At 71.1% G+C, this 12,310-nt stretch carries 11 protein-coding genes; 6 read left to right on the forward strand and 5 right to left on the reverse strand.

The genetic code is table 11. The features are described 5' to 3' along the window. Positions 1–17 precede the first annotated feature (17 nt). Positions 18–998, forward strand: a complete 981-nt coding sequence (locus OHT77_RS23310; protein ID WP_328830435.1) for an NAD(P)H-quinone oxidoreductase — start codon at positions 18–20, stop codon at positions 996–998. A 12-nt stretch (positions 999–1,010) separates the two neighbouring features. On the opposite strand, the gene OHT77_RS23315 is transcribed toward OHT77_RS23310, so the two are convergent. Continuing rightward, complete coding sequence (locus OHT77_RS23315; protein ID WP_328830436.1) at positions 1,011–1,694, reverse strand: hypothetical protein; 684 nt, start codon at positions 1,692–1,694, stop codon at positions 1,011–1,013. Positions 1,695–1,855: 161 nt separating this feature from the next. Here OHT77_RS23315 and OHT77_RS23320 point away from each other — a divergent pair, with 161 nt between their 5' ends. Further along, a complete protein-coding gene (locus tag OHT77_RS23320; protein WP_328830437.1) occupies positions 1,856–2,395 on the forward strand; it encodes a bacterial proteasome activator family protein in 540 nt (179 codons plus the stop codon). 62 nt (positions 2,396–2,457) lie between these two features. On the opposite strand, the gene OHT77_RS23325 is transcribed toward OHT77_RS23320, so the two are convergent. After that, positions 2,458–4,083 (reverse strand): Stk1 family PASTA domain-containing Ser/Thr kinase, encoded by a 1,626-nt coding sequence (locus OHT77_RS23325; protein ID WP_328830438.1) that lies wholly within the window; start codon positions 4,081–4,083, stop codon positions 2,458–2,460. 319 nt (positions 4,084–4,402) lie between these two features. Here OHT77_RS23325 and OHT77_RS23330 point away from each other — a divergent pair, with 319 nt between their 5' ends. After that, a complete protein-coding gene (locus OHT77_RS23330) occupies positions 4,403–5,980 on the forward strand; it encodes a protein kinase domain-containing protein (protein ID WP_443048096.1) in 1,578 nt (525 codons plus the stop codon). Positions 5,981–6,117: 137 nt separating this feature from the next. On the opposite strand, the gene OHT77_RS23335 is transcribed toward OHT77_RS23330, so the two are convergent. The 3 genes from OHT77_RS23335 to OHT77_RS23345 all read right to left on the reverse strand — a co-directional run bounded on the left by OHT77_RS23335 (position 6,118) and on the right by OHT77_RS23345 (position 8,407). After that, a complete protein-coding gene (locus OHT77_RS23335; RefSeq protein WP_266776576.1) occupies positions 6,118–7,125 on the reverse strand; it encodes a phosphotransferase in 1,008 nt (335 codons plus the stop codon). A 113-nt stretch (positions 7,126–7,238) separates the two neighbouring features. Then, a complete protein-coding gene (locus OHT77_RS23340; protein ID WP_328830439.1) occupies positions 7,239–7,640 on the reverse strand; it encodes a pyridoxamine 5'-phosphate oxidase family protein in 402 nt (133 codons plus the stop codon). 104 nt (positions 7,641–7,744) lie between these two features. Next, positions 7,745–8,407, reverse strand: coding sequence for a response regulator transcription factor (locus OHT77_RS23345; protein ID WP_328830440.1), 663 nt, complete (start codon positions 8,405–8,407; stop codon positions 7,745–7,747). Between the two features lie 321 nt (positions 8,408–8,728). On the opposite strand from OHT77_RS23345, the gene pdhA reads away from it, so the two are divergent. Genes pdhA through OHT77_RS23360 form a run of 3 tightly spaced genes read left to right on the forward strand, consistent with a single transcriptional unit; the run spans position 8,729 to position 12,282 of the window. Beyond that, positions 8,729–9,886 carry a pyruvate dehydrogenase (acetyl-transferring) E1 component subunit alpha gene (gene pdhA / locus OHT77_RS23350; protein WP_266770357.1) on the forward strand — a complete coding sequence of 386 codons (1,158 nt, stop codon included), beginning with the start codon at positions 8,729–8,731 and terminating at the stop codon, positions 9,884–9,886. Position 9,887: 1 nt separating this feature from the next. Then, positions 9,888–10,880 (forward strand): alpha-ketoacid dehydrogenase subunit beta, encoded by a 993-nt coding sequence (locus tag OHT77_RS23355; protein ID WP_266770356.1) that lies wholly within the window; start codon positions 9,888–9,890, stop codon positions 10,878–10,880. A gap of 10 nt (positions 10,881–10,890) precedes the next feature. Next, the gene (locus OHT77_RS23360) at positions 10,891–12,282 is read left to right on the forward strand and encodes a dihydrolipoamide acetyltransferase family protein (RefSeq protein WP_328830441.1); all 1,392 of its coding nucleotides are present in this window, start codon (positions 10,891–10,893) and stop codon (positions 12,280–12,282) included. Positions 12,283–12,310: the final 28 nt, after the last annotated feature.

Genomic DNA, 12,310 nt, shown 5'->3' on the forward strand with positions numbered 1-12,310 from the left:
GGAGTAGCGTCGGCCTCATGTATGCGATCACGATTCCCGAACCTGGTGGACCCGAAGCGCTGGTGTGGGGCGAGGTCCCTGATCCGGTGCCCGGCGAGGGCGAGGTCCTGGTCGAGGTGGTGGCCAGCGCCGTCAACCGCGCCGACATCATGCAGCGCCAGGGCTTCTACGACCCGCCGCCCGGCGCGTCCTCCTACCCCGGCCTCGAATGCTCCGGCCGGATTGTCGGCATCGGCGCCGGGGTCTCCGGCTGGTCGGTCGGCGACGAGGTGTGCGCGCTGCTCGCGGGCGGCGGTTACGCCCAGAAGGTCGCCGTACCGGCCGGGCAGCTGCTGCCCGTGCCCGCAGGCCTCGACCTGAAGCAGGCGGCTGCGCTGCCCGAGGTGGTCTGCACGGTCTGGTCGAACGTCTTCATGGTCGCCCACCTCCGCCCCGCCGAGACGCTCCTCGTGCACGGCGGCTCCAGCGGCATCGGCACCATGGCGATCCAGCTCGCCAAGGCCGTCGGCGCGAAGGTCGCCGTCACCGCAGGCAGCAAGGACAAGCTCGACTACTGCGCCGAGCTGGGCGCCGACATCCTGATCAACTACCGCGAGCAGGACTTCGTCGCGGAGATCGAGCGGGCCACGGGCGGCGCGGGCGCCGACGTCATCCTCGACAACATGGGCGCCAAGTACCTGGACCGCAACGTCCAGGCCCTCGCCGTCAACGGCAGGCTCGCGATCATCGGCATGCAGGGCGGCATCAAGGCCGAGCTGAACATCGCCGCGCTCCTCGCCAAGCGGGCCGCAATCAGCGCGACCTCGCTGCGAGCCCGCCCGCTCGCCGAGAAGGCGGCCATCGTCGCCGCCGTACGCGAGCACGTGTGGCCGCTGATCGAGGCCGGGCAGATCCGGCCGGTCGTCGACCGGGAACTGCCGATGAGCGAGGCGGCCACCGCGCACCAGGTGCTGGAGGACAGCGGGCACATCGGCAAGGTGCTGCTCGTAGCGCCGTAGAACCGTCGGGTGCTAGCTCCGGCGCACTCGGAGGGCGATGAAGGCGAGGCCCAGGCCGAGCCCGATGAGGATCAGGCCGCTGCCCAGCGGCAGGATCCGCAGCATGGGCTCGGCGGAGCCGGTGGCGCGGCTGACGGTCTGCTGCGCGGGCTGGAGCGGCGACGAGGTGGGCGTGGGTGCCGCCTGATCGGCGGACGCGGAGTCGTCGGGGGCAGGGGTGTCATCGTCCCCGTCGGCCTTCGGCCCGGCCGTGTCACCGCCGTCCACGCCCCCGTCCACGCCCCCGCTCTCGTCCTCGTCCTCGTTCGCGCTCGGTTCCGCCGTACGGCCCGGCCGTTCCCGCCCCTCGCCCGCCTCGCTGCCCGCCCTGGACGGCTCGGCGGACGCACGGGCGGGGTCGGGACCGGAAACAGGTCTCACGGCGGAGGGGGAAGAAGAAGCCGAGGCCGAGTCGGACGCGGAGGCCGTGACCGCGACGCGACCGCCTCCGGCACCGCCGGTACTGCCCCGCTCCCCGGCGCCACCGGTACCGGCGACGCGGCCGTCCCCGGCACCACCGGTGCCCGCACCGCTCCCCGCCTCCACCCCGTACGCCGGAAGAACACCCCCGGCCGGGTTCACCACCGCCCCCGTGCCCAGCACGAGCAGCAGTCCCGTCGCGCGCAGCGACGGCCATGTACGCAGCCATGGAGTCACGTCCGTGACCCCCTCCCGGGCCGAGGCGGCAAGATCGACGGGACAAGCGTCACATCCTGCGGGCTGTCCGGCATTCCGGATTCGGCCATGCGGAAACGGTGGATCACCTTTCGAGGGGGGCGCCACGGTGCCGAGGTGGACGGGTGCGAGAGAATGGCCGTATGGAGATGCCGAGGAACGAAAGGTCGCCGGAGAAGCCTCAGATCCTGGTCGTGGGACAGGACGGGATGGCTCTCGGTGGCGCCGGGGACGAGGACTCCCGCGAGATCCCGGTGACGGAGATGGTGGAGCAGCCGGCCAAGGTCATGCGGATCGGCAGCATGATCAAGCAGCTTCTCGAGGAGGTGCGTGCGGCTCCCCTCGACGAAGCCAGCCGGGCCCGGCTCAAGGAGATCCACCGCAGCTCCGTGAAGGAGCTGGAGGACGGTCTGGCGCCCGAGCTGGTGGAGGAGCTGGAGCGTCTTTCGCTGCCGTTCACCGACGACGTGACGCCGAGCGACGCGGAACTGCGGATCTCGCAGGCCCAGTTGGTGGGCTGGCTGGAGGGTCTTTTCCACGGGATCCAGACCACGCTGTTCGCCCAGCAGATGGCCGCGCGGGCGCAGTTGGAGCAGATGCGCCGGGCCCTGCCGCCGGGCGTCGGTGACGGTACCGAGGAGGGTCAGCCGGGCGCCGGACGTGTGGGCGGCCCGTACCTGTAGGAACTCCCACTTGGCCAAAGGGCCCGGCAGCGGTTGCTGCCGGGCCCTTCCGCGTCACGGGTTCAGGACGGGTTGCCCGTCGAGACGCCCAGTTCGATCTCGGGCATGTTCTTGGGGTCGGCGTCCGTGCCGGCCGAGGGGAACTGATCCATGACCGTGCCCTGGCCGTAGGTGTTCTCGTCCTCGGACTTGATCTTGACCTTCCAGCCCGCGGCCTGGAGGCAGGACTTGACCGAGCTGATGTATTTGAACTGGAAGTTCGGGATCTGGATCTTGCTGGGGTCGTTGTACGACTCCTCGGGCTCCGTGCACGCCGTCGTCGCGATCGTCTTGGACGTGTCGCCGTCGCGGTGACCCTCCACCGCCGTCGCCGAGGTGCTCGCGCTCGCGCTGCCGCCGCCGCCCTTCGCGTCGTCCCCGCCGCCGTTGTTCATCGTCAGGGCGGCGATCAGCGCGCCGACCGCGACCAGGGCGACGACCACGGAGCCGATGATCACCGGCTTGTTGCTCTTGCCGCCGCCCCCGGAGGCCGGGGTCGGGTGGGGCGGGTTCAGGTTGTACGGCGGCGGGGTCGAGATGCCCTGCTGCCCGAACCCGGCCGAGGGCTGCGGCTGGTAGCCCGCCTGCTGCGGATAGCCGTAGGACGGGGCCGGCGCGGGTGTGCCGCCGTAGGGACCCGGCTGGTACGGCGTGTGGACCGGGCCGGTGGGTGCCGGGGCCGCCTGGTCGACCGGCGGGAAGACCGCGGAGCCGACGCCCGCGCCGCTCTGCGCGGGCGCGCCCGGCACGATGCTCGGCGGGGCCGCGTGCAGCGAGGAGGCGACCCGCAGGGCCTCGTCGCGCATGGACTCGGCGTTCGGGAAGCGCTCGTTCGGGTTCTTCTTCAGCGCGCGGGCGACCAGCGCGTCCACGGCCGGCGGCAGCGAACGGTTGATCGAGGAGGGCGCGACCGGGTCCTCCTGCACATGCGCGTACGCGATGGCCAGCGGCGAGTCCGCGTCGAACGGCAGCCGCCCGGTGACCAATTGGAACAGCATGATGCCGACCGAGTACAGGTCGCTGCGCGCGTCCACGCCCCGGCCGAGCGCCTGCTCCGGGGAGAGGTACTGCGGGGTGCCGACGACCATGCCGGTCTGCGTCATCGAGGTGACACCGGACTGCATGGCGCGGGCGATGCCGAAGTCCATGACCTTGACGACGCCGCGCTTGGTCATCATCACGTTGCCCGGCTTGATGTCCCGGTGGACCAGGCCCATCTCGTGGCTGATGTCGAGCGCCGCGAGCACGTCCGCGGTGATCTTCAGCGCCTTGTCGGCGGGCATCGCGCCGAACTGCCGTACGTCCTCGTCGAGTACGGAGCCGAGCGGGCGGCCCTCGACGTACTCCATGACGATGTACGGCATCGTGGTGCCGTCCAGTGCGTCCTCGCCGGTGTCGAAGACCGAGACGATGTTGGTGTGGGTGAGCTTGGCCACGGCCTGGGCCTCGCGGCGGAAGCGCTCGCGGAAGGCCTGTTCCCGGCCGAGTTCGGTGTGCAGTGTCTTGATCGCGACCTGGCGGTCGAGCACCGAGTCGTACGCGAGGTGCACCGAGGCCATGCCGCCCTCGCCGAGCAGGTCGCGCAGTTGATAGCGGCCGCCCGCGAGCGCGCGCCCCGCGTACCGGCCCTGTGCGCCGTCCTGGCTCATCTTCCGTGTCCCCCATCGGCGCCGGCTCAGTGATCGAGTGCCATTCCCGGCCAAGTCTGCCGGAGGGCACTGACACGTCAAGCGCGGTGCCCGTTCCGTGACCGTACGCGAAAGAAGAGTCGTGGAAGCGTTACAGGTGCTGTACCGGCGGTACACAGAATTTGCACGACGGCGCGTGATACCGATTTGATGGCCGGTCCGTGTCCGGACGATTCCGGCGCCGATCCCGGACCGGCGGGTTGCGCCGAGCCTGTAGCGTGGCCGACGGAGACCGTAACAACACCGCGCGCACCGCGGGCAGAAACGACGGCGAGGACTGATGGCACAGCAGCACGCTCAGGGCCCGTCCGACCCCGAGACGGCTGGCGGCGGAATGTCGGACGCACCGGAGCTGTGGGGTAACGGCGGACTGGTCGGAGACGGCCGGTACCGGCTGACCCACAGACTGGGTCGGGGCGGTATGGCCGAGGTTTTCGCGGCCGAGGACGTACGGCTCGGGCGCACGGTCGCGGTCAAGCTGCTCCGTTCCGACCTGGCCGAGGACCCGACGTCCAAGGCCCGCTTCACGCGCGAGGCCCAGTCGGTGGCCGGCCTCAACCACCATGCGATCGTCGCCGTGTACGACTCCGGCGAGGACTACGTGGGCGGCATGTCGGTGCCGTACATCGTGATGGAGATCGTCGAGGGGCGCACGATCCGCGACCTCCTCCTCAACGCCGAGGCGCCCGGGCCCGAGCAGGCCCTGATCATCGTCTCCGGCGTCCTGGAGGCGCTCGCCTACTCGCACCAGCACGGCATCGTGCACCGCGACATCAAGCCCGCGAACGTGATCATCACGCACAACGGCGCCGTCAAGGTCATGGACTTCGGCATCGCGCGCGCCCTGCACGGGGCGTCCACGACGATGACGCAGACCGGCATGGTCATGGGCACGCCCCAGTACCTCTCCCCGGAGCAGGCGCTCGGCAAGGCCGTCGACCACCGCTCCGACCTGTACGCGACGGGCTGCCTCCTCTACGAACTCCTGGCGCTGCGGCCCCCGTTCACCGGGGAGACGCCGCTGTCGGTGGTCTACCAGCACGTCCAGGACATCCCGGTCCCGCCGTCCCAGACGTCGAACGGCGTCTGCCCGCCGGAGCTCGACGGCCTCGTCATGCGCTCCCTCGCGAAGGACCCGGACGACCGCTTCCAGACGGCCGAGGAGATGCGCGGGCTCGTCCAGTACGGCCTGCAGATGCTCTACGACCAGGGCGGCCACACCGGCACCTGGAACACCGGCCCGGTGACCGTGGCCAACGGCCAGGCGACCCCGCCCGGCGGCTTCGCCGGGACGACCGTGATGCCCCAGGGCGACGCCTCCGGAACCACGCAGATCCCGCAGCCGATCCTGCCCGGCGGCTACGGCAAGGGCGACGACGGCGGCTTCGAGGGGCACGGCAACCAGGGCAGCGGCCGGGGCAAGCTGTGGATCCTCGCGGTGCTCGCGGTGATCGCCATCGCGGCGGGCGTCGCGCTGGCCATGAACAACACCGGTAACAGCGGCGACGGTCCGGGCACCACGCAGTCGCCGACCACCTCGCAGACCGCGACCGACGACACGGCCACGGAGTCGCCGAGCGACGACGCGACCGCGTCCCCGTCGGAGACGGACACGGACGACAACGGCACGACGTCCGGTTCGCAGTACACGCCGTCGGACAAGCCCTCGTACACCCCGTCGGAGTCGGCCACCGAGAAGCCCTCGAACACGCCGACCCCGTCGGCCACCCGGGAGCCCTCGAACACCCCGAGCGCGACGACCTCGGCGGACCCGACGGACACCGGCGGCACGGGTGACGCCGGCGGTGACGACGGCGGCGACGCGGGCAGTGTCGCGGGCGCCCTGGGCGGCGGCTGACAGCTCGGTGCCGGCGGGCCGACACCCCCGGCACCGAAGAGAATTCACGCGCGCGTGCGCCCCTTGAAACGGTCCCCCTGGAGGGGCATCGAAAACGGGGGTCCACGCGCGCGTGCCGTTTCCGGCCTACGGCTGTCCTACGGGGCGGTGTCCTCCGCGAACGCCTCCCGCACCGCGTCGTACTCCCGCGTCCACCACACGGCGAGCGCGGACGCCGCAGGGAACTGGGGGTCCGCGCGGGTGTCGCCGCGCTCGTAGTGCCAGCGCAGCATCCAGAAGTCGTTGAGCCGCTCCCACCACACCCGGTGCACGGCGGCGGCCAGTTCGGCGGGCTCGGCCCGCGCCGTGCGCCGGTACGCGTGCGCGTACGCCCGCACCTTCGGCAGGTCCAGCGCCCCGTCGGGCCGTACGAAGAAGATCGCGGCGGCGCGTACGGCCTCCTCGGCGCGGGGCTGCACGCCGAGGCGGTCCCAGTCGACGATCGCGGCGGGGGCGTCACCCTTGTAGAGCAGGTTGAACGGGTGGAAGTCGCCGTGCACCCACCCCACCAGGCCCCCGCGCGGCGGGCGCCGGTCCGCGTGCCGCTCCAGCAGCTCGCGGCGCTCCAGCAGCCGGTAGCGGGCGAGTTCGTCGAAGGCGTCGGCGGGCCGGTGCCGGTGGACGTGCCCCAGGAGGTCGTCGATGAGCGCGAAGGTGTCGGCGGGGTCGGCCCCCGGCGCGCACTCCTCCCGGCGCCCCGGCATGACCCGCTCCAGACACGCGTGGACGACCCCCAGGAGCGCTCCGAGGCGTCCGCACTGGTCGGTGGTCAACTGGCCGCCGTGGCGGTGCCGTCCGTCGATCCAGGGGTGCAGGGCGTAGGCGTGACCGCCGACGACGGCGACCGTGCGGCCGTCGCGGCCCGGCAGCGGCGGGGCGACGGGGACGCCGAGGTCGGCCAGGCGCCGGGTCGCGGTGTGCTGGCGGGCGATCGCCGCCGGGTCCGCGGTCTCGGGGTCGAAGTGGTGCTTGAGGAAGTAGCGGCCCTGGGTCGTGCGGAGCCGGTAGCCGCGGTTCAGGAGGCCCTGTTCGACGGGTTCGCAGGTGACGGCGGACCCGGCGGCGTACTGGCGGAGGAGGGCGCCCAGCGGGGGCGCGTGGGGCACGGGGGGTGGTACACGTAAGCGCGGCACGCGGCAGATGCTAGGGCACGGGATGCGCCATTGACCTGCGGTTTGTCACAGAAAGTCACCGCTCGGTCGGCGATGGTCGCTTTCGGTCACAGGGTGGGCCCGAAGCGCCGTTCCAGGCCGCCGTCCGCCGCGTGCAGGGTGCTGAGCCGCGGTTCGATCCGCAGGTAGACCATCGCGTCCCGGGCCGGGCCGAAACGCTCGATCTGCTCCGCCGTCGGCTCGTGCGGCTCGCACGTGCCGATCACCTGCACGGACCACAGGTCGTCGCCCGGCCCGGCCGAGTCCAGGTTGTCGGCGCCGTACGCGACGACACGGTCCACGCACGCGTGGTGGTGGCCGTTGCTCCGGGGCATCCGCAGCAGCAGCCGCTCGTCCGCCACGATGTGCCGGGCGGGCGCCAGGAAGGGCAGCGCCCCCAGGGTGGTGGCCACCCGGCCGTGATCGGTGCGCGCGAGCAGATCGACGGCCGGCTGCTGATCGGTGGACATGCACTTACTGTCGGGTGGGCGACCCCTCCGGGGGAGGGGTCTTTGGTCCCCAATGGCGCCGAATCAGTCCCTAGAAGGGTGCGTGTCGGCCCTTAGGTGGGTGCCTATTGGCGCTGCTGCTCGGCCTGTCTCCGCGCCACGAAGGCCGCCGCCTGCGAGCGCCGCTCCATGCCGAGCTTGGACAGCAGGCTCGACACGTAGTTCTTGATGGTCTTCTCCGCGAGGTGCAGCCGCTCGCCGATCGCCCGGTTGGTGAGCCCCTCCCCGATCAGGTCGAGGATCCTGCGCTCCTGGTCGGTGAGTCGGTCCAGCGTGTCGTCCTGCTTGGGCCCGCCGTTGCGCAGCCGCTCCAGGACCCGGGCGGTCGCCACCGGGTCGAGCAGCGACTTGCCGGCCGCCACGTCCCGTACCGCCGACAGCAGTTCGTTGCCCCGGATGGCCTTCAGGACGTACCCGGAGGCGCCCGCCATGATCGCGTCGAAGAGGGCCTCGTCGTCCGCGAAGGAGGTCAGCATCAGGCACTTCACGGACTCGTCCAAGGCGCGGATCTCGCGGCACACCTCGACCCCGCTGCCGTCCGGGAGCCGTACGTCCAGGATCGCCACATCCGGGTGCGTGGCCGGGATCCGCACCAGCGCGTCGGCGGCCGTGCCGGCCTCGCCGACGACCTCGATGTCGTCCTCCACCGAGAGCATTTCGTGGACACCCCGGCGGACCACTTCGTGGTCATCGAGGAGAAATACGCTGATTTTTCCGTCTCCGGGCACGCGGCAAGTCTCACACACGGCCTCTTCCCGTGCCTGAGGTGAGCGGGATAACGTGCCGTTGTTCCGGCCCCCTGCAAGGCTGTGACCAGGACTTGTTCCCGACTTTCGCGATTTACTTGGAAATCCAAGCAAAATCGCAGGTCAGGAGGGGTTTCACAGAAATGTGGAGCACTGGGTAACGTGCATTGTGCAGGGCGCTCGCCGGGGCACCTGTCACGCCTGCTCCCGACGAACCGCACCCACCCTGTGCGTCCGTGGGGCGCAGGTGAGCCGCACTGGCACCCGGCGAACCCGGGGAGCCGGACCGACGGAGGAGCACACGTGACCGTGGAGAGCACTGCCCCGCGCAAGCCGCGACGCAGCGCCGGAAGCAAGGCCAAGGGCGCCGACCCGGACCTCGTCCAGCTGCTGACGCCCGAGGGCAAGCGAGTCAAGAACGCGAAGACCGCCCCGTACGACAAGTACGTCGCCGGCATCACCCCCGATGAGCTCCGCGGCCTGTACCGCGACATGGTGCTCACCCGCCGCTTCGACGCCGAGGCCACCGCCCTCCAGCGCCAGGGCGAGCTGGGCCTGTGGGCGTCGCTGCTCGGCCAGGAGGCCGCCCAGATCGGCTCCGGGCGGGCCACCAGGGAGGACGACTACGTCTTCCCGACCTACCGCGAGCACGGCGTCGCCTGGTGCCGCGGGGTCGACCCGACCAACCTGCTCGGCATGTTCCGGGGCGTCAACCACGGCGGCTGGGACCCGAACACGAACAACTTCCACCTGTACACGATCGTCATCGGCTCCCAGACGCTGCACGCCACGGGCTACGCGATGGGCGTCACCATGGACGGCGCCGACAGCGCCGTGATCGCGTACTTCGGGGACGGCGCCTCCAGCCAGGGCGACGTCGCCGAGTCGTTCACGTTCTCCGCGGTCTACAACGCGCCGGTCGTGTTCTTCTGCCAGAACAACCAGTGGGCCATCTCCGAGCCCACCGAGAAGCAGACCCGCGTCCCGCTCTACCAGCGCGCGCAGGGCTACGGCTTCCCGGGCGTCCGCGTCGACGGCAACGACGTCCTGGCCTGTCTCGCGGTCACCAAGTGGGCGCTGGAGCGGGCCCGCAACGGCGAGGGCCCGACGCTCGTCGAGGCGTACACGTACCGCATGGGCGCGCACACCACCTCCGACGACCCGACGAAGTACCGGGCCGACGAGGAGCGCGAGTCGTGGGAGGCGAAGGACCCGATCCTGCGCCTGCGCACGTACCTCGAGGCCTCAAACCACGCGGACGAGGGATTTTTCGCGGAACTCGAAACAGAGAGCGAAGCGTTGGGCAGGCGAGTGCGCGAAGCGGTCCGTGCCATGCCGGACCCGGACCGGTTCGCCATCTTCGAGCACGTGTACGCGGACGGGCACGCGCTCGTCGACGAGGAGAGGGCCCAGTTCGCCGCCTACCAGGCGTCGTTCGCGGACGAAGAAGGGGGTAAGTGACATGGCGGAGACCACGACGTTCAAGAACCTGCCGTTGGCCAAGGCGATCAACGAATCGCTGCGCGCCGCCCTGGAGTCCGACCCCAAGGTCCTCATCATGGGCGAGGACGTCGGCAAGCTCGGCGGCGTCTTCCGCGTCACGGACGGCCTCCAGAAGGACTTCGGCGAGCGCAGGGTCGTGGACACCCCGCTCGCGGAGTCCGGCATCGTGGGCACGGCCATCGGCCTCGCGCTCCGCGGCTACCGCCCGGTCGTGGAGATCCAGTTCGACGGCTTCGTCTTCCCGGCCTACGACCAGATCGTCACCCAGCTCGCCAAGATGCACGCCCGCTCCCTGGGCAAGGTCAAGCTCCCGGTCGTCGTGCGCATCCCCTACGGCGGCGGCATCGGCGCGGTGGAACACCACTCGGAGTCCCCGGAAGCCCTGTTCGCGCACGTCCCGGGCCTGAAGATCGTCAGCCCGTCGAACTCGTCGGACGCCTACTGGATGATGCAGCAGGCCATCCTCAGCGACGACCCGGTGATCTTCTTCGAGCCGAAGCGGCGCTACTGGGACAAGGGCGACGTCAACACCGAGGCGATCCCCGGCCCGCTGCACAAGGCCCGCGTGGTCCGCGAGGGCACGGACCTGACCCTCGCCGCCTACGGCCCGATGGTGAAGCTCTGCCAGGAGGTCGCCGACGCGGCCGCCGAGGAGGGCAGGTCCCTGGAGGTCCTGGACCTGCGCTCGGTGTCCCCGCTGGACTTCGACGCGATCCAGACCTCGGTCGAGAAGACCCGCAGACTGGTCGTGGTCCACGAGGCGCCGGTGTTCTTCGGCTCCGGCGGCGAGATCGCGGCCCGCATCACGGAGCGCTGCTTCTACCACCTGGAGGCCCCGGTGCTCAGGGTCGGCGGCTATCACGCCCCGTACCCGCCGGCCCGCCTGGAGGAGGAGTACCTGCCGAGCCTGGACCGGGTGCTCGACGCCGTCGACCGCGCTCTGGCGTACTGAGGAGAGGGTCGTGACGACGATGACAGAAGCGTCCGTACGCGAGTTCAAGATGCCGGACGTGGGCGAGGGCCTCACCGAGGCCGAGATCCTCAAGTGGTACGTCCAGCCCGGCGACACCGTCACCGACGGCCAGGTCGTCTGCGAGGTGGAGACGGCGAAGGCCGCCGTGGAACTGCCCATTCCGTACGACGGCGTGGTCCGCGAACTCCGCTTCCCCGAGGGGACGACGGTGGACGTCGGCACGTCCATCATCGCGGTGGACGTGTCGGGCGGCGCCGCTCCGGCGGAGACCCCGGCCGAGGCCGCCCCCGAGGCTCCGGCCGCGGAGGAGAAGCCGGCGGCCCGCACACCGGTCCTCGTGGGCTACGGAGTGTCCACGTCCGCCACCAAGCGCCGCCCGCGCAAGGGGGCGGAGATCCCGGCCCAGGAGACCGTGCAGGTGGCGGTGGCGGCCGTACAGGCGGAGCTGAACGGCCATGCGGCGGCGCCCGCCGTCGTGGAGCAGCGCCCGCTGGCGAAGCCGCCGGTGCGCAAGCTGGCGAAGGACCTGGGCGTCGACCTGGCGACGGTGACCCCGTCGGGCCCGGACGGCGTGATCACCCGCGAGGACGTGCACGCGGCGGCGGCTCCGGCACCGGCTCCGACGGCGGCTCAGGTTCAGGTGACCGCACCGCTGGCCGCTCCCGCGACGTACGACACGTCCCGGGAGACCCGCATCCCGGTGAAGGGCGTCCGCAAGGCGACGGCGGCGGCGATGGTCGGCTCGGCGTTCACGGCACCGCATGTCACGGAGTTCGTGACGGTGGACGTGACGCGCACGATGAAGCTGGTCGAGGAGCTGAAGCAGGACAAGGACATGGCGGGCCTCCGGGTCAACCCGCTCCTGCTGATCGCCAAGGCGCTGCTGGTCGCGATCAAGCGCAACCCCGACGTCAACGCGTCGTGGGACGAGGCCGCGCAGGAGATCGTCCTCAAGCACTACGTCAACCTGGGCATCGCGGCGGCCACCCCGCGCGGCCTGATCGTCCCGAACATCAAGGACGCCCACGCGAAGACCCTGCCGCAACTGGCCCAGTCCCTGGGTGAGTTGGTGGCCACGGCTCGCGAGGGCAAGACATTCCCCGGGGCGATGCAGGGCGGCACGGTCACCATCACCAACGTCGGCGTCTTCGGCATCGACACCGGCACCCCGATCCTCAACCCCGGCGAGTCCGCGATCCTCGCGGTCGGCGCGATCAAACTCCAGCCCTGGGTCCACAAGGGCAAGGTGAAGCCGCGTCAGGTCACGACGCTGGCGTTGTCCTTCGACCACCGGTTGGTGGACGGGGAGCTGGGTTCGAAGGTGCTGGCGGATGTGGCGGCGGTGCTGGAGCAGCCGAAGCGGTTGATCACCTGGGGGTAGCGGCTGCTGCCTTCATGGGCCGCGCGTC

Source organism: Streptomyces sp. NBC_00252, from assembly GCF_036187565.1.
Classification (GTDB): domain Bacteria; phylum Actinomycetota; class Actinomycetes; order Streptomycetales; family Streptomycetaceae; genus Streptomyces.